The sequence below is a fragment of the Magnetospirillum molischianum DSM 120 genome, assembly GCF_000294655.1.
GTDB classification, from domain to species: Bacteria; Pseudomonadota; Alphaproteobacteria; order Rhodospirillales; family Magnetospirillaceae; genus Phaeospirillum; species Phaeospirillum molischianum.
In genome coordinates, this window is sequence record NZ_CAHP01000020.1 from 281,753 (window position 1) to 303,877 (window position 22,125).

The following is a 22,125-nucleotide window of genomic DNA, read 5'->3' on the forward strand; positions in this document are numbered from 1 at the left end:
GTGCTATTCGGCCGCGGCGGGGCGGGAGTCGAACGTGGGATAGGTCTTGTCCCGCAAGGGGGTCACGCTGTCATAGGCTCCGCTGTATTGGCGCAGCGTGGTCGAAGCGCGGATCTCTTCGGGCAAGGAGGCGTCGGACAGCATCCGCTGGGTGACGAAGCCCTTGTCGGTCGGGATCGGGTCGCGGCTGATGTCCAGAGCGGCCAATTGGTGGATTGGGGAATAGATCGCGTTGTAGATGTCGCGGGCGAACCGGACCCAGCCTTCGTAGCCCTTGTAGGGGCCGTTGTGGTAGGCGTGGGCATTGAGGTAGGGAACACCGACCTTCTTGGCGACTTCACCCGGACGCTTGCCGGTGAAGATGATGTCGGGCTTCAGCATTTCGAGGGCTTCCAGACCCTCCAACTCGTTGGGATCGTCGATGGCCAGAGCGTCCTCGCCGCACCGGGCGATGCCCTTCTCCATGTCACCCTGGTGGCCGAACTTGGTGTAGACCGAGACGACCTTGAGGCCCATTTCCTCTTCGATGACGTGCGCCCAGTGCCACAGCTTCGAGCCGCCCGGCCACAGGCACACCTTCTTGCCCTTCAGGCGCTCTTTGTACCAATCGAGTTCGGGTTTCCAACGGGCGGTTTCCTCGGCGATGATCGCCTCGGCGCGATCCTGGATGCCGAAGAACATCGCCACCTTGCGCAGCGACTGCGACAGCGGTTCGAAGCCGAAACCGTCGATGTCGAGCCGGGGAATGCCATAGCGGACGCGCAGTTCGTTGCAGATGTATTCGGCCGAACGAGCGCATTCGAGCACGTTGAGGTGGGCCTTGTGCATCGCCCGCAGATCGTCGTAACTGCCGTTGCCGGTGAAGGTCGATAAGACCTGGATTCCCATCCGCTTGAAGAAGTCCTGCATGACCTCCTGGTCGCCCTGGATGTTGTATTCGCCGACGTAATTGATCACGTAATCGCTGGTGATCGTGGGTTCGACGGTGCCGACCTTCTGGTTGATCCAGGCGATATTGATCTTGTGATGCCCGCCGGACTGGCTGGGGCCGGCAAAGCCCGGAGAGTTGCAGATGAAGATGTCAACGTCGGGCAATTCCTCCATCACTTCTTCAGCGATGGCGTTGATGTCGTCGCCGATCAGCGCGGTGGCGCACGTCTGATAGATCGTCATCCGCTTGATGTCGGGAAATTGCTGGAATGCCTCGATGATGTTCTGCTTCAGCAGCTTCTCGGCACCGAATACGATATGTTTTTCACGGACATCGGTGGCGAAGGTGTACTTCAGCTGGAAGTTGCCGTTGTCGCTGATATAGCGCTTGGTCTGCCAGGTGTCATAGGTGCAGCCGATCGGGCCGTGGCTGAGGTGGATGACGTCTTTCATCGGGGTGCCGATGACGTGCTTGGCTCCGCAATAGGCGCAGCCGCGTTCCGAGATGGAACCCGGAATCGTGTTCAGGTAGCCCTTGGGCAGGCATGAGGTCAGATCCTCGCCCGGTCCCTTGGTGACGGCGTGCTGCTTGCGCTCGGGGATGCACTTGCTGCATTCAAACTCATGATATGGCATCGTTTTCGCTCCGTTGCAGGATGTCGCCCTTCGAGGTGTGCACCCGCGCCGGTCCGTCCGGTCTCGTCAGATCAATTGCCGGAATGGACGGGAACGGTGGTGGAAGGCGGTACCGTTCCCTGTCCCGCGCGGATGCACGGCTCCAGGCTGGCGTCAGTCGCACATGCCGTATTTGACGACCATCGCCTCCAGCTCATCCATTGTCAGCGGCTTCGGGATAACGAAATTGTCGTTGTCGATGATCGACTGGGCGAGTTGCCGGTATTCCTGGGCCTGATCGGCGGAGGGATCGAACTCGGTCACCGTCTTCTTATTGAACTCGGCTTTCTGCACGATGTTGTCGCGCGGCACGAAGTGGATCATCTTGGTGCCGATCGCGGCGCAGAATTCTTCCAGGAACTCACGCTCGCCATCGACCTTGCGGCTGTTGCAGATGATGCCGCCCAGGCGCACGCCGCTCTGTTTGGCGTACTTGACCAGACCTTTGCAGATGTTGTTGGCGGCGTAGATCGCCATCATCTCACCCGAGGCGACGACATAGACTTCCTGTGCCTTGCCGTCGCGGATCGGCATCGCGAACCCGCCGCAGACGACATCGCCCAGCACGTCGAAGAAAATAAAGTCGAGGTCGGGGGTATAGGCTTCGTTGGCCTCCATCAGGTCGATCGCGGTGATGACGCCGCGACCGGCGCAGCCAACCCCCGGTTCCGGTCCACCCGACTCGACGCAACGGATGTCGTGGAACCCGGTCTTAACAACCTTGTCGAGGGTCACCTTTTCGGCGCCCTGGGTCCGCAGGGTGTCCATCACGGTTTCCTGCGGCAGGCCGCCCAGAATCAGGCGGGTCGAGTCCGCCTTGGGGTCGCAGCCGTGAATAAACACGTGCTTGTGGTGGAAATGAGCCAGCGCTGCCGCCGTGTTCTGGGTGGTGGTCGATTTGCCGATCCCGCCCTTACCGTAGATAGCAACTTTGCGCGTCATTATGGGAAACTCCGTTGGTGAACTCTTGGGGACGGCGAAAATCCATCCGTGCTTTCCTGAATGGCAAGCAGCGTGCCAACGAAGTCATTGATTCTAAAAGAATTTAGAGTTTACGGATTGGGTAAATTCCTGCTCGTCCCGATCCGAACGGGACGAGGAGCAATGTCCTTGAAAAGCAATGACTTGGCTTTGCTCCGAATCTTCGTGCCGGGCCGGATTGTTCCAGATATGAAAAAAGCCGCCCGAAATATCCCGATTCGGTGAATTCGTCCGGCCTGCGGTGCGAAGGGAAGGGCGGATCGTAAATCAACAGGATATGAAAATTTCGCAGCGGGAATTGACCTGAACGGTGAATTCCTGGATTCGACCATCGATCCGTGTTTTTCGGCCAGGTCGAAAGCGGGAAGGGCGGTTCTAAGCCCTTACCTTGAACGCCACGGACTTTTGATCAATTATTAGGCATATTGATCTCAGGGGGCGCACTCTTTGTGGGATTTTAATTATTTCTATTCAGCATTAGATCGTATCGCGTTGGAAACGGCGGGAACCGATAGTCCTCTCATTCCGCCCTCTTCTCATCTCGGTTGGTCCGTTGTTTGCATCCTCTGTTTCAGGAGATAGGGGTCACGTTAATGGAGTGAGTGCGGACCAATGAGCACGGAAAATACCGTCACTCTCGATCGCGCGCTCGATGCCTCGGTCGAAGAGTTCACCCACTGCTTCACCGGCGAGTGCCGGGTCAGCGTTCTGCCAATCCTGTTTGAAATCAATAAAGTGCTGGCGGAGGATGCCGATCTTGCCACCCTGATGTCGATCACTCTGGACGGGATGCGCCGCCGTCTGAGGATGCATCGCGGCATCATGATGCTGTATGACCGCCATTCCGAAACGATCTTCATCCATGACAGCTTTGGCCTGACCGAAGAGGAAAAGGGGCGTGGCATCTATGGCCCCGGCGAGGGCATTACCGGCAAGGTGGTCCAGACCGGCAAGCCGATCATCGTTCCCCGTCTCGATCAGGACCCAGATTTCCTTGATCGCACCCGCGCTCACGGCGACCGCAAGCGACGAGGCAAGACCGCGTTCGTCTGCGTCCCGATTATTCTGGCGCAGAAGGTTCTTGGCACCATCTGCGCTGAACGCATCTACCTCAATCACCGTCTGTTGAAACAAGATGTTGAGTTGCTGGCGATGATCGGCACGCTGATCGCTCCGGCGGTCGAGCTGTATCTGATGGAAAATATCGAAAAGGTTCGCCTGGAGACCGAGAACCGGCGCCTCAAGAGCGCCCTCAAGCAACGCTTTAAGCCGGACAATATCATCGGCAATTCCAAGCCAATGCAGGAGGTTTATTCCCTGATCCATAAGGTCGCGGTGACTCGTGCCACCGTGCTGATCCTGGGTGAGAGCGGTGTGGGCAAGGAACTGGTGGCCAATGCGATCCACTATAACAGCCCCAATGCCGAGGGACCTTTCGTTAAGGCCAACTGTGCTGCCTTGCCCGAAGGACTGGCGGAAAGCGAGCTGTTCGGCCATGAGAAGGGCTCGTTCACAGGTGCGATGATGATGCACAAAGGCTATTTCGAGCAGGCGGATGGCGGTACCATCTTCCTCGACGAGGTTGGCGAACTCAGCCTGACGATGCAGGCCAAGCTGCTTCGTGTGCTTCAGGCGCGTACCTTCGAACGGGTGGGCGGCAGCAAGCCGGTACGGGTTGACGTCCGCATCATCGCCGCGACCAATCGCGACCTTGCCACGATGGTCGAACAAGGAACATTCCGCGAGGATCTGTTCTATCGTCTCAACGTCTTTCCTATCACGATCCCTCCCTTGCGTGAGCGTGGCAGCGACGTGATCACCCTGGCCGATTATTTCGTTTCGACCTTGGCGGCCGAGAACGGCAAGGATGTCAAGCGCATCTCAACCCCGGCGCTCAATATGCTGATGAGCTACCACTGGCCCGGTAACGTCCGCGAGTTGGAGAACGTGATCGAACGCTCGTTGATTCTGTCCGATGACGGCGTGATCCACAGCTACGATCTGCCGCCGTCGCTACAGACTCCCACCGAGACCGACACCGGATTTCGGATGCCACTTGAAGCCAAGATCAACGCTGTCGAGTACGAGATGATTGTCGAGGCGCTGAAGAACAGCAGCGGCAATATCGGCGAGGCGGCGACAGAACTCGGACTGACCCGCCGCATGCTCGGCGTGCGGATGGAGCGCCATGGAATCAGTTACAAAATGTTCCGTCCCTGCGATCCTCGCCGCCGTTAATCAACGGCTTTTGGCTTTCAAGCGCGGACGCTGGCAAGGAACAGGCTGACATCGCTATCAAGGCGCTGCGACTGTTCCGCCAGATCGCCGCTGCGGATGGCGCCCGCCTGCGTGAGGGGCTGTTTATCCGCACTGAGCGGAGATATCGATATCCATATCAACCCCCGCCGCAACAGGATCGCCGAAGGCAAGGAAATCACCGCACAGGACATGGCCCGCATCGATACGGCCGTTCGCCCGGTCACGAGTCCAGAGGAGACCCTACTTGCCATCGGGCGGCGGTGACGCTGGCTTCCAGACTGAGCCGTCCCACGGTCTTTTCCAATGCGAGATCGTTGCGTCCCAAGGTGCTCAGAATCGCAGTCACAGAGACATGATCGGTGCCTTCGATATTCTGGCTTTCCAGACGTCTCAGGCTGAGGACATCGACAAGCCCTTGGAGGAGAAGCGCTCGGATGTGAGCTTCGCCATCTCCGCGACAGGTGACATGAACGGTGTACTCGGTTTCCACCTCGGTCGTGGTGGGAAGAGGTTGGCGGTTGATAAGGCCGACGAGGGGACGCAAGAGCAGATTGGTCAGAACCACGAACGCGGCAACGATTCCAGACTCAACAAGATGTCCGGCCCCTGTGAACGTGCCAACGGCGGCGGAACACCACAACGTTGCCGCCGTGTTCAAGCCTCGGACATTGACGCCCTCACGCATGATGACGCCAGCACCGAGAAACCCGATGCCCGAGACGATCTGTGCTGCGATACGTGTGGGACTGGCATCCCCTGCGGTGATGGTCGAGAAAACGACAAAGCTGGCCGCGCCCAGCGAGACCAGTGCATTCGTTCGAAGCCCGGCCATCCGTTGACGCCACTGACGCTCGATCCCGATGATGGCACCGAACAAGACGGCCCCACCCAACCGCAAAATCAGATCATGCCATTCCATAAAAAGTCCCATCGCCCAGTCCTTTATAAACCCGACCTATACGAAAAAACCAAGGGGATGCTATCGAGAGCGCTCGTCGTTTCCTCGTGATGGTTCTGTTGCGGGAGTGAAAACGCTGTCTTTGTCGAGCGAAATAATGTCCGCAGGCCCTATTCTGGACTTGTCCGCGTCAGCCAAGCGCCGAAACAAGTCGGCCTCGGCTTTGCGGTAGCTTTTCAGGGCGTTGTACAGGTTCCGACGCGTGCGGGGGGAGGCGTCGCTATTGTCGGCCCGTCGCAGACGATCGACGTGCTGGCGATGCGTCTGCCAGAGATGAAACGCCGCCTGTTCGAACGCGAACAGCGCTTGCTGGCTTTCTTCGTTTATATCCTGAAACATCACGATTTCCCGTTCGCTTAGCATTCGCCATGGGAGCGGAATACGAACAAATCAACCTTAACGAGCATACGGTATGCGCCGGATTGGTCATGTGACGACCCTAGGGGATTGTCGGAATCCACCATCGACAGCGCAGCAATCTCCTCGGCGAGGACGAGAGCGACCAGCAGAGTTGCAATGGCGATGATGGTCAGGAGGTGGCGTGAGCACAGGAAATTCGTCGTCATGCAGCAATCCTCGGGATAATGGGGCTGTTCGCACCAGGACCGCCCCACCACTCGCGGGGACAGCTTAGAGCGTCAGTCCTAGAAAAACGGACGAAGCGAGGGGATAGAGCGCGGACGGCGCTGTCAGCCGACAGGCCTCGGCACCGTCCGCGGGACTAGGGCAATCTTCCATTGGAATCCTCAAGCCAACGACGGGTCAGACCGGACCGGACAAGGCGAGTTGAACGATCCGTACCAGCACTAGGCCAGCGGCAAGCACCAAATAAGCCCGCAATACCCCCATCCACAGCCGGTTGAGACGAGACATCCGGGGCGGAGGCAACTCGGACAGCGGCGGCATTTGCCAAAACTCGGGCGGAATCTGGTCGATTTCGGGGGCGAGTGCCCTCTGCCGCGCACGGCGCACGGGCCGACGACGACGCCAGAACCAACTGGCCAACGCCACGATGATGCCGACGATGCTACCACCGCCCAGGATACCGAGGATCACATCCTCCCCAATGTCGGGAAACAGCACCGAGGACGTCAGAATGATCGAAAGCATTACCAACACCGCGATGACCGCCCCGGTAAACCAGTTGAGGCGGGGGGAGTTAACCCACGGCCCCAGCACGGCGCGGTCATTGCACAACAACAGAAGGAACACCGTGGCGCTGGGCAAGAGGATACCGGCCAGGGTCTGCACCGCATTGGTCAGCAGGCCGAGCGGTGTGCCGGGCGTCAGCACCAGAAACGCCGCCACCAGGATCAGACTGGCGTAGATGGCATAGAATCCCTTGGCTTCGCTTGCCTTATGGTGGAGGGAATGGCGGAGCGACAGAACGTCACCGATCGCGTAGGCTGTTGATAGTGACACTGCGGCCGCGCCGATGATGCAGGCGTTGAGCAAGGCAAGCGCGAAGAGGACACCCGGCACCGCTCCGGCATATTTTTCAAGCCCGACCGCTACGGCACCGGCGTCGGTGAAGCCTCCGAATTCGGGCCGACCTACGAAGATCGCGGCCGTAAAGGACATCATCGCCACCGCGCCGATCACCACCATCAGAATGCCCAGCCACAGGTCGACCCGCTCATAACGGATGAAGCGCGGGGTGATCCGCTTGTCGATCACATAGCTTTGCTGAAAGAACAGCTGCCAGGGTGCGACGGTGGTGCCGACGATCGCGATCACCAGCAGCATCACCTCGCTGAGTTTGCTGTCTGGCGGCATCTGCGGTGTCACGAAATCGTGGGCGATCTGGTCGAGCGGCGGGTGCACCGCAAGGAATACCGGAACCAGCAGCAGGCTGCCGAAGGCCAGTATCATCGCGAAACGCTCGAACCGGCGGAAGTTGCCGGTTCCGGCTGCCGCCATCACCAGAACCGCCGATATCCCCACGCCAATTTCGCGCGAAATGCCGAGATAATCGAGCGCAAGGGTGATGCCGATAAATTCGGTGACGATGGTCAGGGCGTTCAGAAGGAACAGATCGATCACGCTGAAGGCGCCCCAAAACTTGCCGAACCGTTCGAGAATCAGCCGGGCATGGCCGACGCGGGTTACCGCGCCGAGGCGGAGGACCATCTCCTGGTTGACGTACAGAACGGGGATCAGCAGCAGCAAGGTCCACAGCAAGGCGGTGCCGTAATTCTGACCGGCCTGGGTGTAGGTGCCGAACGCACCGGCGTCGTTATCTCCGACCATCACGATCACCCCCGGCCCCAGCACGGCTAGCAGGGTTCTGATCCGGGCGCGCCACGTCGTCCGTGGCCCGATATCGTCGTGGGAAATGGTCCCGAAGGCCCCGTGGATGGACCCGAAATGAGCCTCGTCGAGAACGGCCGAGCGCCGGTTTGGACCGAGGCCAGCCTCCGTTTCGATCACAGTCATATATTTATCCTTTATTTCGGCAATAAGAATCTATGCGCAGGGGCTACTGTCATAGCTCTACGGCGTATCACTGGTCAGTGGGGGGCGAAGGAGCGGGCGGACCCGCTTCCTCCTTTAGAAATGCGTTCCGGTCAAGACGGATCGGTGCCCGATTTCCAGGCGCAGACAAGCCGTCCTGAGGCCGGATCAAGCGTCCAGGGGCAGATCAGAACGGGAGGGCGCGACCGACCGTCGCAGGCGACGGCATTGGTGCCGATACCGGAGACCGGGGCGGAAAATGTCCGGGAAAAAAGGATTTTTGCAAAGGTGGCAGCCATTTTCGCCTCCATTGCCTGGGGTTGACGGAAGTCGTCCCAGGAGGCGTCCGCTCGGCTGCGAGGAGGACCTACCGGAGGGCGGTCTTCCTGGCCACAGGGCGAGGTCTGCGGTCCTGGGTATGATTAGCGATGCTCATGATCGTCCAGAGACGACTAGGAGGCTCCGCCGGTGCGGTCTGAGACTGGGGTTTCATGGTTTTCTCAAGTTGAAGATGCGATGGGCTGCGGGACAGGCCCGCCGATGTCGCAATTGCGGAAATACGCCTCAGCGCATGATGGGTCAAGTCCGTAATCCAATAAAAAAGAAATTTATTATTGAAAACGCGGATGGCTTTCATTCTCCTCCTGCCATTCCTGGCGAGAGGGAGGGGGCAAGTTTAATCGCACAGGATCGGGTGGGGGGGGGCGCACTGGATCAAACCGGCCCAAACCGCCGGAGATCACCTGGAGACTTCCGGAAACCAGCGTTGACCGGCCGAAATGGCACTGATGAGGCGAGTTCTGGCCCGATTTTGGGGCGTAGAATAGGATGTCCGCTGGTCCGACGGAGGGATTGCGAGGGTCGTTCCCTCCAGTGATCGGGGTTTGGCCCCATTCCGGGGCCACCCGGTCAGGCGATGGCGGCCAAATCGCCCTGAGGCGTGCCGTCCTCCTTTGCCTTGCCCTTGGAGAACTTCACCGTCCAACGGGCATCCCGGTCTTTTTGTCGTAGTTTGGTGGGCTTCGATTTCCAGCCCTCGGGGATGCGGCCAGCCTTGATCTCGCCTCGCCCCGCATCTCAGCTACCAAGGATAGAATCATAAATTTAGCCGCGACGCCAGTTTCCGGAAGCGTCCACGTTACCGTACGATGTGTTCGAAAAGCGGGGGGAGGGGTTGGTGGGCCCGGAGGGACTTGAACCCCCAACCAGACCGTTATGAGCGGCCGGCTCTAACCATTGAGCTACAGGCCCCACCGGCGGTGACCATACCCAAAGGGCGGAAGAAATCAACGGCCTATCGCCGATGACACTGCTGTTTTGTTCGGACTCTACTTAAGTCCGATCATAACCGCGAGGGCGACGCTGGAAACCACCGCCGCCAGGACGACCAGCCGCCGGCCGCCGCCGGGTTGGACATTATCATTGGCGGGCGGAGGGATCCGCCGGAACGGCGCCCGAAGGCGCCGCCGGTCGTTCGGATCTCGCTGTCGACCCGTGCTAGCCACGCTGGTGCAGCGGCAGATAGTGGCGGGGCGGAGCGCCGACATAGAGCTGGCGCGGACGGCCGATCTTTTGCTCTGGGTCGGTCAGCATCTCGTTCCACTGAGCGATCCAGCCGACAGTGCGCGCCAGCGCAAACAGGCTGGTGAACATCTGGGTCGGGATACCCATGGCCCGGAAAATGATGCCGGAATAGAAATCGACGTTGGGGAACAGCTTGCGCTCGATGAAATACTCGTCGGACAGCGCAATCCGCTCCAATTCCATCGCCAGTTCCAGCAACGGCTCGTCCTTGATGCCCAATTCGTCGAGCACTTCGTGGCAGGTGCGCTGCATGATTTTGGCGCGGGGGTCGTAATTTTTGTAGACCCGGTGGCCGAACCCCATGAGACGGAACGGATCGTTCTTGTCCTTGGCGCGCTTGAGGAATTCGGGGATACGCTCCTTGCTGCCGATTTCATGCAGCATCGCGAGGACGGCTTCGTTGGCACCGCCATGAGCCGGTCCCCACAGCGAGGCGATGCCGGCGGCGATACAGGCGAATGGGTTGGCACCCGAAGACCCGGCCAGACGCACCGTCGAGGTCGAGGCGTTCTGTTCGTGGTCGGCATGCAAGATCAGAATGCGATCCATCGCACGGGCCAGGGTCGGATTGACCTTGTACGGTTCGCAGGGCGTCGCGAACATCATGTGAAGGAAATTGGACGCGTAATCGAGATCGTTGCGCGGATAGATGAAGGGCTGGCCCATCGCGTATTTATAGGTCCAGGCCACTACCGTCGGCATCTTGGCGATCAGGCGATAGCTGGCGACCATCCGCTGGTGCGGGTCGTTGATATTGATCGAATCGTGATAGAACGCCGCCATCGCGCCGACGACGCCGCACATTACCGCCATCGGATGAGAGTCGCGGCGGAACCCACGGAAGAAGAACGAAATCTGTTCGTTCAACATCGAGTGGCGAGAGATGTCTGTGACGAATTTCGTCATCTGGGCGTCGTTCGGCAGTTCTCCCTTCAGAATCAGGAAAGCCGCTTCGAGAAAGTCGCCATGTTCAGCGATTTCCTCGATTGGGTAACCGCGATGGAGCAAAACGCCTTCGTCGCCGTCGATATACGTGATTGCGGATTTGCACGATCCCGTCGAGGTGTAGCCGGGATCATAGGTGAACAGGTCCATGTCCGAGTAAAGCGAACGGATATCCATCACCTTCGGGCCGACAGTTCCGGCGATGAGCGGCAATTCGACGCTTTTCCCGGAACTGTTATTGGTCAGTGTGACGGTATCTTTTGGCGACGAAGGGGAATCGGTCATGTCTGTTATCCCTGTTTGTTCAAAAGGGTCAGAGTCGGTAACGCCAGTCAGATCGCGGCCTAAAGCGAAGGGAGCGAACTATCCAGGACGTCACCGATGCGGCCCATGGACTCTTCGCGGCCCAGGACCTCCATTACTTCGAAAATCGGGGGGGACACCGTGGCTCCGGCCAGCGCGGCCCGAAGCGGCTGGGCGACCTTGCCGAGCTTCAGCCCGCGTTCCTCGGCCAGCGTGCGGGCGATCTCCTCCAGCGTTTCGCGGTTCCATTCGGTCAGTTCTGCGGCACGAGCGGAGAACTGAGCCAAATCGTTCCGCGTTTCGGATTCGGCGATGATTTTTGCCGCCTTATCGTCGAGCGTCAGCGGGCGGGGCAGGACATAGAACAGCGCTGAATCAGCCAGTTCAACCAAGGTCTTCGCCCGATCCTTCAGTCCGATCATCCCGGCGGTCAGACGATCGGTTTCGGCCTCGGTCAGCGGGCGGCCAAGCTTTTCGGCCAGCCGGGGCGCGATCAACCCGGTCAGGCGGGTGTTATCGGCCTGACGCTGGTAATGACCGTTCAATTGGGTCAGCTTGGCGAAGTCGAACCGCGACGGTGAGCGCCCGGCGGAATCAAGAGTGAACCACTCAATCGCCTGCTCGGTCGAAATAATTTCGTCGTCGCCGTGGCTCCAGCCCAGACGCAGCAGGTAATTGCGCATCGCCTCTGGCAGATAACCCATATCGCGATAGGCATCGACGCCCAGCGCGCCATGGCGCTTCGACAGCTTCGCGCCGTCGGGACCGTGGATCAGCGGGATATGGGCGACGGTGGGCACCTCCCAACCGCTGGCCCGGTACAATTGAGCCTGACGGAAGGCGTTGGTCAAATGGTCGTCGCCGCGAATGACATGGGTCACCCCCATGTCATGATCGTCCACCACCACTGACAGCATGTAGGTTGGCGTGCCGTCGGCGCGCAGCAGGATCATGTCGTCAAGCTGCTCGTTGGCAACGCGGACTTCGCCCTGGACCAGATCGGCGATTACGGTTTCGCCCTCGGTCGGGGCCTTGAGCCGGACGACGAACGGCGTGTTGGCCGGAGCGTCGGACGGGTCGCGGTCGCGCCAGATGCCGGGGTAGCGCATCGGTAGCCCCTTGGCCCGCTGTTCCTCGCGGATTGCGGTCAGTTCCTCGGGGGTGCAGTAGCAGCGATAGGCCTTGCCTTCATCGAGCAACTGACGCGCCACCTGGGCGTGTCGTTCGGCGCGCGCGAACTGCATCACCGCTTCGCCATCCCAGTCGAGGCCCAGCCATTCCAGGCCGTCGAAAATGGCGGCGACGGCGGCATCGGTCGATCGGGCGCGGTCGGTGTCCTCAATTCTGAGGAGGAAACGGCCGCCGTGATGACGCGCGAACAGCCAATTGAACAGAGCCGTCCGTCCTCCTCCGATATGAAGGAAGCCGGTAGGTGACGGAGCGAAGCGGGTGACAACGGTCATGATGAGGGTTCGGCATCCTTTGCCGCGAGAGACAGAGCCCTCTTCTTTACCATATTCTCGAAGCCCTGACAGCCCGGTGTTGGAAAGAATGGCTGAAGACACGTCCGCGCTCCGTGCAATCCTTCTGGCCACCGATAGGGGTATGTTGGCGGAGCGGACACGATGGCCGCTGTGGATACCCGTGTTTCTTGGTATCGGCATCGGAGGGTATTTCTCCCTGCCAATCGAGCCGCCCCTCTGGCTGGCTGGGTTGGGACTTGCGCTGGCTGCCGGATTCCTGGCGCTGGCCTTGGCGCGGCGCCGATTGGTAGCGGTGATGTCAGCATCGGTTCTGCTGGCGTTGGCGGTGGGCTTCTTCGCCGCGCAAGTTCGAACCGCGCTGGTCGCCGCGCCGGTGATCGAGCGGGCGAGCGGAGCGTTGATGCTGGAGGGGCGGGTGGTCGAGGTCGAGCGCCTGCCCGAGGGAGCGTTGCGGGTCACCTTCGACCGGCTGGTGCTGGAGCGGGAAGAGCCGATCCTGGTGCCGGAGCGGGTTCGTCTGCGGCTGAAGCCTGGCTTCCCCCCCTTCGCTGTCGGCGACCGTCTGCGGATGCGGGCGATGCTGATGCCTCCGCCGCATCCGTCGCTGCCCGGCGCGTTCGATTTCGCTCGCTTTTCGTGGTTTAAGCGGTTGGGGGCAATTGGAACCGCGCTGGGGCAGCCCGAAATCGTGGCTGCCGCCGAGCCGTCCAGCCGTGGTTTTTCCGTCGCCGTCAACGACCTGCGCCACCGTCTGACGGAGCGGATTGTCGCGGTGTTGTCCGGCGATCGGGGAGCGGTCGCGGCGGCTCTTATCACCGGCGACCAGATGCCGATCTCCGCTCCGATGATGCAGGCCTATCGCGATTCTGGACTGGCCCACATCCTGTCGATTTCTGGGCTGCATATCAGCCTTGCCGCCGGATTGGTGTTTGTCGGGCTGCGTGCCCTGTTGGCGCTGATTCCGCCGCTGGCATTACGGTATCCTATTAAGAAGTGGGCGGCGGCGCTAGCGATCCTCTTCGCCTGGGGTTACACGCTCCTGGCAGGGTCGCCGGTGCCTGCCCAAAGATCCTTTCTGATGATCGCGCTGGTCCTGCTGGCGGTGCTGCTCGATCGCACCGCCCTGACAATGCGGCCGGTCGCTCTGGCGGCGGCTTTGGTGCTGCTGATCGAGCCGGAGGAACTGATCGGTCCCAGTTTCCAGATGTCCTTCGCGGCGGTAATCGCCCTGATCGCCTGGTACGAGACCCAGACACCCCGCCAAGCCGCATGGCGTGCGGCACATCCGGGACTGTTGGCTGGGATCGGGCTTTATGTCGCCGGGATAGCCCTGACCACTTTGATTGCCGGTAGTGTTACCGCGATCTTCGCCATTTATCATTTCAATCGCTTCGCTGTGTGGTCGGTGCTGGCCAACATGCTGGCGGTTCCGCTGACCGGATTTTGGGTGATGCCATGGGCGCTGGTGCTGTTTCTGCTGCTGCCTTTTGGGTTGGAGGCGGTGGCGCTGGTGCCGATGGGGTGGGGAGTCGAGGCCGTTAATCAGGTTGCGATATGGGTGGCGGGCTGGCCCGGAGCGGCTGTCACCACGCCCACCTTGTCGATGACCGGATTGGTCGCCTTTACCTTGGGCGGTTGCTGGCTGTGTCTGTGGACGAAACGGTGGCGCTGGTGGGGGCTGGTGCCGATGGTGCTGGGGATGGCTTCGCTGGTGCTGGCCGATCCGCCCGATCTGCTGGTTGACGGGCGTGGCGCGGCGATGGCGGTTCGCACCGCCGACGGCTATCTGCTGCTGAACGGCAAAGGCGGACGCATCCTCAAAGAGACCTGGAGCCGTCGCGCCGGTCCCGAAGCCCCGGAACGATGGCCGCGTCAGAGCAATTCACGCGATGGCCGCCTGCGCTGCGATCCGGTCGGCTGTCTCTGGCGGGCAGAGGGGAGGGTGGTGGCGCTGATCCGTGACGAAACTGCGATTGAGACAGCGTGCGCTGGGGCTGGGATCGTCGTCAGCGCGGTGCCGCTGCGGGGAACGTGCCGGGGAGCGACGTTGGTGATCGACCGCTTCGACCTGTGGCGGCGGGGTGCTCATGCCGTGTGGCTGCGACCCGGCGGCGTCCAGGTTGAAACCGTCGCCGAGGCCCAGGGCAACCGCCCGTGGGCCTGGCATCCCCATCCCCGGCGGCGCAAGACGGCAGCGGCACCTGTGCCGTCTTCTCCGGCCGAAGCCGTCGATACCGAGGTCGTGGACGAAGAGTAGTTGCCTCTCTCCGTCAGTCGATGATCGTGAACGCCCCCTTCTGGATTTCCAGCATGTGGAAAGCATCGGGGCCGAGGCCGAGATGGTCGGTGGCTGAGAAGGTGACCATGCCAGCGGTGCCGGGAAAGTTCGCGGTCGCCTCCAGCGCGTCGCGCACGGCTGCCTTGTCCGTGGTCCCAGCGCGGCGGATGGCTCCAACCGCCAGCATCAGGGCGTCATAACTATGCCCGGCCATCATATTGATGTCGGTGTGAGTGCGGGCCTCGTAAGCGCTTTTGAAGCCGATCAGCAACGCCTTGCGCGGGTTGGAATCGGGCAGTTGTTCCGGGGCGGATAATGCGCCGCCGGGCAGGCGCATTCCATCGGCGGCCCCGCCGACGAGGCGAAGAAAATCGCGCGAGGCAACGCCATGTGACTGATAGACCGGCAGGCCGAGACCGATCTGGCGAATGTTCTTGGTTACCACCGCCGGGCCGTTGCCGGTGCCGAAGACGAACAGCGCCTGTACGCCGGGGGTCGAGCGAATCTTGGTCAATTGCGGCGTGACGTCGGCATCTCGGGGCGAATAGGTCTCGTCGGCGATGATCTCGATACCGTGATCGGCGGCGCGGGCTAAGGTCTGGTCGCGACCGGATTTGCCGAATCCGCCATTTTCCGACAGCAGCGCGATTCGGGTCAGTCCTCGTTTCTTCAGGTCAGCCAGCACCTTTTCCGCTGCCATCCGGTCGGTCTGCGGCACCTTGAAAACCCACTTGCGCACCGGATCGACGATGGCGCCGCCCCCGCCCATCGAAAGATAAGGAATTCGTTCCCGCTCGATCTGGCCGAGAACGGCCAGACTGGTGGGCGTGCCCGAACCGCCGATAACAAGATCGACCTGATCGTGATCGATCAGGCGGCGCACGAATGAAACAGCCTTTTCCGGGTCGGAGCCATCGTCATAGACGATCAGGTTGATCTTCCGTCCCAGCACGCCGCCTTCGGCGTTGATCTGCTCGACGAGCAGATCGAGCGCTTTTTTCTCCGGGTCGCCCATCAGGGACATCACCCCGGTCAACGAGAGAAACGCGCCGATCTTGATGCTGTCATCCGCGCGAACGGTGGATAGCGTGGACAGACAGAGCGCCAGGGCGAGGACTGCCCCGCCGACTCGTTTCAAGATCATTGCCCTTTTCCCCTCATCATTTCCACGCTCGCGATCCCGAAGCGCGCTGACGGAGAATGCGGCTATACCCTTCAGGTTGTAAATAGACCATCAGACGATTTGACCGAGGCTTAACCCCTTAGTATAAATCGGGAGCCGGAACCAACGGCAGAAGGGTAGGGGATTGCAGGCGTTATGTTTCGTTGGAACATGTCTTTGGAGACGGATATCGAGAGCATTGACCATGGCCGACGGGTGCTGATCGAGGCGATGGCCGATTTTTTCCGCAGTCTTGACGACCCTTTTCTTGACCGCACGATGGTCGCGGAACGTACCGGAGCGATCTTCATCGCCATGAAAGCGGCCTTCGATGCCGAGGCCAGCTTTCTCTCCACACACGGAGGTGACGAATCGCACATGGCCGCGCACGCAACCTTGATTCTGACTTATGTCGGTCTGTGCAAGAAGATGGTGCCGAAGATCAATACGCTAAAGCAGGCTCAGCAGCTGTCCCTGGAAATCTATCGGATCATCGACGGCGGCCTCTACCATCACCTCAAGGACGAGGTGTTGTTCTATAAGGCGTTGAACCGCCCCAGGAAAATCGCCTGATTGACAGGCGAGGCCGGGATGGGAAATCAGAAATCGTTCGCGATGCTGAACACATTTTCCCCATGAAACACGAAATCCCGATTGAGTTGGGAGATGGTTTTCAGGAAGTTGGCCGCGTTAGCTGTCTTTGGCAACATCCAGTCGTGTAGCTCGATAATAAGGATAGGAAAAGCCTCGATCCATTCGGTGTTCTTCGAGAACAGCTCGGATTCGAAGCCTTCGATATCGATCTTGATCAGGAACGGCACGCACTTCTTCGCTCGGGCATCGGCGATCAGGGTGTTGACCGAGATCAGTCTGACTGCGCCGTCCGCACTCTCGTGGACGCGATAGCCGTTGTTGCCCAGGCCGGGATCAATCAACGTGCCGTTCCCGTCGTTGCTGGCGATGGCGGCTTCAATCGTGGTCACCTTGGTCGTGGCGGTGTTGATCTTTGCCTGTTCGATATTGTCACGGTCGGGTTCAATGCTAACGATCTCGGCCTGGGGGTAGGTTTCGGCGAAGAAGCGCGCCGCCAGCCCGATATTGCCGCCGCAATCGAGGATCAGCGGAGAATGACCAGACTCGACGATCTCGTCGAAGCGGCGGTTGAGATCACCTCCGCGCGCCAATTTCTCGAAGCCGTAATCGTTGTCGAAGAACACCTGCTTGGCCGTGCACCAATCGTTGATGGTTCTCAGCCTGATCTCTAGCCGCCGACCGCTGCGCAGGTCGAGGAGCATCTGTCTCCCCGGTAACGGGGGTAGGAAGGCGATGAAGCGCCTGGGTTTGGAAATTGCGATGCTGAAGATATGCCGTGCCCATAAACTCAGGATCTTTAGATTGGCGTCAAAGCTCAAAGGACGGGGACTGGCCATCGTGTTTTGCTCGTTAATCGATTAGCTGCGACGATAAACAGTTTCGAGTGCGTCGTCGACGCACTCGAATGCGGACAATAATGTAGAGAAAAATACCGATCAGGATTCCTGTGCTGCTGGCAAGGAAGTCACCGAACGCCGCGTTGCGGCTGCTGGTGAAATTCTGGCCGATTTCCAGCACTCCCGCATAAAGCGTCAGGGTGATGGCAATCGCTTTGAGGCCGACCCGGTTGGCATAGACCAGGGCAACCAGACTGGTGATGCAGGCATAGGCCAAGACATGTTCGATCCGACCATCGAGGCCTGTGCGGATCATGTCGTCGCTCGGTAGCCATGATAGCATTGCTAAAGCGATTACGCCGCCCCAGGCCAACAGGTTCATTGCAATTGCCCGGCTTGAGGCTCGTCCCAGAGTCACACGAGAGTTCCTTCGCTTTCCCGCCCGCCGGGGCTCGTGAGGCCGACGGCATAAATCATGCCATGGTCAGATGTCGTATCGTCAGATACGCATCTGAGACCTATATCATCTGTTCTGTCAATCCGCCGTAAAATAAATGCACAGAATGTATCTATCTATCATTCATGTGACGTATTTTTAATATTTATTTTGAAACAATTCATCACTTTTGTGAATTTAGTGTCCTATGGAAAGATGCATCTCTCAAGAAAAGTTTTCCGGGAGGCGCCGGATTCATCCTTTGACTGTTAACGCGGCAGGCACTGGAATGTGGCGGTCCTGATTCCATTGGAGACGGTGCTGATCGTGGAGGAAACTTGCTGCGCTCCGTTGCTCTGGCAGTAGCTCTGGGCGTTGCGCGAAGCGTCGATTAATTCCTGATCAGACCGGACGCTGTAGACCTGAGTGGGGTTGTACGGCACGGGGGATGGCGACGGTGGCGGGGCTGTCGCAACCCGGACACATTCGAAGACGACGGTCTTGCTGCCATCCATTTCTGTCGAGAACGTCTTTGTCCGTGGTGTGGCCTGATATTGATAGCAGTATGATGCGGCGCTCTGGTTGGCCTGCACCAACTCCTGATCGGCAGAATAGCGATAAGTGACGCTGGGTGTATTGGACTGGATCAACTGCGGCGTCGAATGGGTCGGCGCGCACGACGCGGCCAGAAGTCCGCTCATCACGGCGGCGAGCGGCATACGTGACAAAGAATGCAGTGGGGGGGTGATCATCGGGGTGATCCTTTTCTCTCGGAATTCCAGCAGGGCAGGCAGAGCGGGCCGGTTCCGCCGACGTCGCAACGAAGCAAAACCGTTTGAAATCGGACCGTCTGGCTGAATTGGAAAGCACCCATGCCAACAAGCGGATGACTGTTGGCATGGGGTAAATCACGGGGGAAAACGGAGGGGGCTTTTCCTCGTGAAATCGCAGTTTTTCACCTGGAGTAGATTGCCTGAAGCTCAGTTATTCGCTTGTGACTTCAGTGAATCTTTCAGGCTTCCAATGCTGTTCTGGAGCTTTCCCTCGCTCTCGTCGATATGTCCCTCGGCCGTCAGTTTGGCATCGCCAAAAATCCTGCCCGTTACCTGCTCGATATTGCCTTTGACCTGTTTGGCCGAGCCGATGATGCGATCCCTGTTCATGATGCTGCCTTTTCTGATGGCAAAACCCGATCGAGCCTAACGCTTTGGCGCAGAGGAGCGTGTTACGAAGTCACGTCCAGGACTGAACGCCATTTCGTTTCGATCTGCCGGTGATGGTTCGGTTTTTTATTATTCCGCGCTACAGGATGGATAGTATTGATAACTATCTGTGCTGTGTAGAGTCGGATTGTACTTAATTCTATTCGTTCCGGACGTGCAAGGTTACCGGGCGCAGAGCGCGCGATCAGGTCGGGAGAATAGAAAAGGGCGGGGGCGTGTTGATCGCAACCAATGGCTTTGGCCGCAGGCCAGCCATCGGTTGCGATGGGGGTAGACTTTTATTCTTCGTCGATATTGGCGGCGGCGAGGGCCTTGGCCAGTTCGTAAACCCGCTTACGCACTTGCGGGTCGGTGATGTTGTAATAGGCTCGCACCAGCTCCAAGGTTTCGCGCTTGGTCATCGGGTCGGCTTCGAACGTCGCCGGTTCTTCCGACAGGCCAGCGGAGCCTTTGATCACGTTGACCGGGCTCAGATTCTGAACCGCATCAGACATGTCGTCGAAGAAGTAGGACACAGGAACGTCAAGAACCCGCGCCAGATCGAACAGCCGCGAGGCTCCGATGCGGTTGGCGCCGCGTTCGTATTTCTGGACTTGTTGGAAGGTCAGTCCGATGGCTTCGCCCAATTTCTCCTGACTCATCCCCAGCAACGTGCGACGAAGCCGCATCCGGGCGCCGACGTGAACGTCAACTGGGTTAGGGGCTCCGCTCTCCAGGCGGCCCCGCGTCGAAACGTTCTTCTTAAGCAAAACAAATACCCCTAATCGAATGGAACAAACCCTTACTCATTCTAAACACCGTTGCCGCTGACGCAACTGTTTTTTGTATGCAATTGCATACCGGCGTATGCAGCTTCGAGGCTAATTCTCCCGGTACCAGGATGAGGCCAGGAACATCGTCGCCATCAGGTCGTAAAGCTCCCGCACCGCAGGCTCCCGAAGCGTGTCTTCGTGTGAAACCAGCCACAGAGAGACTCCCATCGGCGGTGATGGAAGGTCGAGCCGAACCAGTTTCGGCTCATAAAGTGTTGAGTAGTTTGGAAGAAGAGATACGCCTTTTCCACTTAGCAACGGTTGGTGCAGCTTTGGCGTGGTGGGGGCCACCAGAACCGTCTCTCCCCGCTGCTTGCGCAACGAAATCAGGGAGTTCCATCCGTCGAGTCCGCGAATCGCCTGATAAATGCCGATGTCGAGCAGTGGGTGTTCAATTAGATCGTCGAAGTTCTGCAACGGCGGCAAACGATTCAAGAATGTCCGCGACGCGACCGGAACGAAATGCATGGTGCCAACCCGGCGGACCCGCACCGCGCCTTTCAGCCGAGGCAAATCGCCGGGCGAGGTGGCGATCACCGAGATATCGGCTTTGTCTGAGGCGGTGGTAAAGGCAAGATCGGGCAGATCTGATCGAATCATTGAGGGATCAAGCGGCAATTCCGCTTTTTTATGTCCGAGAAGAGCCGGAATCAGCGTGTAGGTCAGCAACCCCTCGCTGGCCGAAACTGTGACCTTGGGCGAAGGGAAGGTTGATAGACCGTGCAGCGCCCCTTCGAACTCGGCGGCGGCGGCTTGCACCCGCAATGCTCGTTCCAGCAGGGCGATTCCTGCCGGAGTGGGTGAGGCGCCGGAGCGGCGGCGATTGAACAGCGGTCGCCCGATCGCGGTTTCGATCGCGGAAATCCTGCGGCTGACCGTGGTTTGGTCAAGGCCTAGCTCAGATGCGGCTCCGGCAAAGCTGCCGCGCGATGCGCAGGCGATGATCAGCCGGATATCATTCCAATCATGGAGGCGAAACGAACTCATGCACCCTTCGGGGGTCGGTGTGCGGTATTCAGTTTTCACGGCATACCACACTGCGCAGGACCGTAGCAAGATAGCCCCTGTCGGAATTCTTGCATGGAGACGCAATCATGAGCGCCCTGCCCTCAAAAGATGCTATTGAGAGTCGCACGCCTACGATCGAGATTCGGCTGGTTCGCACCCCTGACGAACACGCGATGGCGATGGCTGTTCGCGCTGCGGTATTCCTGGCCGAAGAGGATAACATCACCTACTTCGACGAATTCAACGGAAACGATTATGTTTCAACTCATCTAATTGCTTACGTCGATGGCGATCCGGCCGGCATAATTCGTTTAAGGTGGTTTGCCGATTTCGCGTTGCTGGAGCGGGTTGGTATCCGGCGCCGGTATCGCTCGTATCAGGTGCTGGCTGGTCTGGCCCGTGCCGCGCTTGATCTGGCCCGGCAAAAGGGCTATCGCACCGTCGCGGGTCGCGCCCGTCAGGAAACGGTCAATTTCTGGAAGCGGTTCGGCGGTCGTCAGTCGGGCGAGGCGATCCATATGTACCGCGGCACCCTGGTTCCGATTATTCACGATCTGCCCCGCCGCCCCGATCTGGGAGCGATCGAGGCCGGGCCGTTCGGCGATCCTGAGTTCGAAAGCCTGATCGTTCAGCCCGAAGGTTCCTGGGACTTCAGCCGGATCAAGTCCCGGCCCGAGCCTCAGCACCTTACTGCTGCGGAATAGGCCGGTCATGGGGTGGGATGATCCCACGGGGTTGGTTGCCGATATCAACATCCGCATTGAATTACGCCGTTTGGCTGATCGTGCGTTGGAGATGGACAACGGCCCCTTGATGGCGATCCTTGAGGTCGCGATCAACAGCCTCGACGAGCGGATCGCCGACCCGTCGAGCTATGTCCGGCGGGATCATCCCCTGACGCGCCGCTCGGGCGGGTTGATCTGCCGCAATGTTCGAATCGATGGTCGGCGGACCAGCGTCAAGCTTGAAGCGGAGTTCTGGCGGGCGCTTGAGACGCTATCGTCCGAGGTCGGATGCAGCGTCGATGAACTGTGCCAGACGGCCCGCCGCCGTCATCCCGATGGCGGGTTGACTTCGGCAATCCGAGTGTTCGTGCTGGCCAGTCGCGAAGGCGATCCCAGCGGTACACGCCGCTCCGGTCGGCAGTCATCGCCAGTCGAGGTGTGACAAGGGGGAAGCGGCGGATATTCTTGTTCTGCCGCT

At 59.6% G+C, this 22,125-nt stretch carries 21 protein-coding genes and 1 tRNA gene; 5 read left to right on the top strand and 17 right to left on the bottom strand.

Annotated features, from left to right (window positions below):
- Positions 1-3 precede the first annotated feature (3 nt).
- Positions 4-1,566, bottom strand: coding sequence for a nitrogenase iron-iron protein, alpha chain (gene anfD / locus PHAMO_RS08795; RefSeq protein WP_002728507.1), 1,563 nt, complete (start codon positions 1,564-1,566; stop codon positions 4-6).
- A 153-nt stretch (positions 1,567-1,719) separates the two neighbouring features.
- Complete coding sequence (gene nifH / locus PHAMO_RS08800; protein ID WP_002728509.1) at positions 1,720-2,547, bottom strand: nitrogenase iron protein; 828 nt, start codon at positions 2,545-2,547, stop codon at positions 1,720-1,722.
- Positions 2,548-3,198: 651 nt separating this feature from the next.
- Here nifH and PHAMO_RS08805 point away from each other — a divergent pair.
- The gene (locus PHAMO_RS08805) at positions 3,199-4,824 is read left to right on the top strand and encodes a sigma-54 interaction domain-containing protein (RefSeq protein ID WP_002728511.1); all 1,626 of its coding nucleotides are present in this window, start codon (positions 3,199-3,201) and stop codon (positions 4,822-4,824) included.
- A gap of 241 nt (positions 4,825-5,065) precedes the next feature.
- Here the strand turns inward: PHAMO_RS08805 and PHAMO_RS08815 are convergent, their stop codons facing one another.
- From PHAMO_RS08815 to gltX, 8 genes are all read right to left on the bottom strand, one after another.
- Positions 5,066-5,776: an MgtC/SapB family protein gene (locus PHAMO_RS08815; protein WP_002728513.1), complete on the bottom strand. Its 711-nt coding sequence runs from the start codon at positions 5,774-5,776 to the stop codon at positions 5,066-5,068.
- Between the two features lie 48 nt (positions 5,777-5,824).
- Positions 5,825-6,142: a hypothetical protein gene (locus PHAMO_RS19405; protein ID WP_155801622.1), complete on the bottom strand. Its 318-nt coding sequence runs from the start codon at positions 6,140-6,142 to the stop codon at positions 5,825-5,827.
- A 17-nt stretch (positions 6,143-6,159) separates the two neighbouring features.
- On the bottom strand, positions 6,160-6,369 hold the full coding sequence (locus tag PHAMO_RS08820; protein ID WP_002728519.1) for a hypothetical protein: 210 nt from the start codon (positions 6,367-6,369) through the stop codon (positions 6,160-6,162).
- A 196-nt stretch (positions 6,370-6,565) separates the two neighbouring features.
- Positions 6,566-8,239 (bottom strand): NRAMP family divalent metal transporter, encoded by a 1,674-nt coding sequence (locus tag PHAMO_RS08825; protein ID WP_002728521.1) that lies wholly within the window; start codon positions 8,237-8,239, stop codon positions 6,566-6,568.
- 131 nt (positions 8,240-8,370) lie between these two features.
- Positions 8,371-8,556: a hypothetical protein gene (locus tag PHAMO_RS08830; RefSeq protein ID WP_002728523.1), complete on the bottom strand. Its 186-nt coding sequence runs from the start codon at positions 8,554-8,556 to the stop codon at positions 8,371-8,373.
- A gap of 876 nt (positions 8,557-9,432) precedes the next feature.
- Positions 9,433-9,508, bottom strand: a tRNA-Ile gene (locus PHAMO_RS08835).
- A gap of 246 nt (positions 9,509-9,754) precedes the next feature.
- On the bottom strand, positions 9,755-11,071 hold the full coding sequence (gene gltA, locus PHAMO_RS08840; RefSeq protein ID WP_002728527.1) for a citrate synthase: 1,317 nt from the start codon (positions 11,069-11,071) through the stop codon (positions 9,755-9,757).
- A gap of 59 nt (positions 11,072-11,130) precedes the next feature.
- On the bottom strand, positions 11,131-12,552 hold the full coding sequence (gene gltX, locus PHAMO_RS08845; RefSeq protein WP_002728528.1) for a glutamate--tRNA ligase: 1,422 nt from the start codon (positions 12,550-12,552) through the stop codon (positions 11,131-11,133).
- Positions 12,553-12,640: 88 nt separating this feature from the next.
- On the opposite strand from gltX, the gene PHAMO_RS08850 reads away from it, so the two are divergent.
- Complete coding sequence (locus PHAMO_RS08850; RefSeq protein WP_002728530.1) at positions 12,641-14,830, top strand: ComEC/Rec2 family competence protein; 2,190 nt, start codon at positions 12,641-12,643, stop codon at positions 14,828-14,830.
- A gap of 13 nt (positions 14,831-14,843) precedes the next feature.
- Here the strand turns inward: PHAMO_RS08850 and PHAMO_RS08855 are convergent, their stop codons facing one another.
- Positions 14,844-15,995, bottom strand: coding sequence for an ABC transporter substrate-binding protein (locus PHAMO_RS08855; RefSeq protein WP_002728547.1), 1,152 nt, complete (start codon positions 15,993-15,995; stop codon positions 14,844-14,846).
- Positions 15,996-16,184: 189 nt separating this feature from the next.
- Between PHAMO_RS08855 and PHAMO_RS08860 the strand changes: the two genes are divergently transcribed.
- Complete coding sequence (locus tag PHAMO_RS08860; RefSeq protein WP_235720819.1) at positions 16,185-16,586, top strand: hypothetical protein; 402 nt, start codon at positions 16,185-16,187, stop codon at positions 16,584-16,586.
- A 26-nt stretch (positions 16,587-16,612) separates the two neighbouring features.
- On the opposite strand, the gene PHAMO_RS08865 is transcribed toward PHAMO_RS08860, so the two are convergent.
- From PHAMO_RS08865 to PHAMO_RS08890, 6 genes are all read right to left on the bottom strand, one after another.
- Complete coding sequence (locus PHAMO_RS08865; protein ID WP_051002406.1) at positions 16,613-17,308, bottom strand: FkbM family methyltransferase; 696 nt, start codon at positions 17,306-17,308, stop codon at positions 16,613-16,615.
- Positions 17,309-17,456: 148 nt separating this feature from the next.
- Complete coding sequence (locus tag PHAMO_RS08870) at positions 17,457-17,759, bottom strand: VanZ family protein (protein ID WP_002728552.1); 303 nt, start codon at positions 17,757-17,759, stop codon at positions 17,457-17,459.
- 389 nt (positions 17,760-18,148) lie between these two features.
- Entirely contained in the window at positions 18,149-18,631 is a 483-nt protein-coding gene (locus tag PHAMO_RS08875; RefSeq protein ID WP_002728556.1) for a hypothetical protein, read from the bottom strand.
- A gap of 228 nt (positions 18,632-18,859) precedes the next feature.
- A complete protein-coding gene (locus tag PHAMO_RS08880) occupies positions 18,860-19,042 on the bottom strand; it encodes a CsbD family protein (RefSeq protein ID WP_040566493.1) in 183 nt (60 codons plus the stop codon).
- Positions 19,043-19,380: 338 nt separating this feature from the next.
- Entirely contained in the window at positions 19,381-19,851 is a 471-nt protein-coding gene (locus PHAMO_RS08885; protein WP_002728561.1) for a helix-turn-helix domain-containing protein, read from the bottom strand.
- 111 nt (positions 19,852-19,962) lie between these two features.
- Positions 19,963-20,901 carry a LysR family transcriptional regulator gene (locus PHAMO_RS08890; RefSeq protein WP_155801623.1) on the bottom strand — a complete coding sequence of 313 codons (939 nt, stop codon included), beginning with the start codon at positions 20,899-20,901 and terminating at the stop codon, positions 19,963-19,965.
- A 107-nt stretch (positions 20,902-21,008) separates the two neighbouring features.
- Here PHAMO_RS08890 and PHAMO_RS08895 point away from each other — a divergent pair, with 107 nt between their 5' ends.
- Together PHAMO_RS08895 and PHAMO_RS08900 are read left to right on the top strand one after the other, a co-directional pair.
- Positions 21,009-21,626, top strand: coding sequence for a GNAT family N-acetyltransferase (locus tag PHAMO_RS08895; protein WP_002728564.1), 618 nt, complete (start codon positions 21,009-21,011; stop codon positions 21,624-21,626).
- Positions 21,627-21,633: 7 nt separating this feature from the next.
- Positions 21,634-22,089, top strand: coding sequence for a ribbon-helix-helix domain-containing protein (locus PHAMO_RS08900; RefSeq protein WP_002728566.1), 456 nt, complete (start codon positions 21,634-21,636; stop codon positions 22,087-22,089).
- Positions 22,090-22,125: the final 36 nt, after the last annotated feature.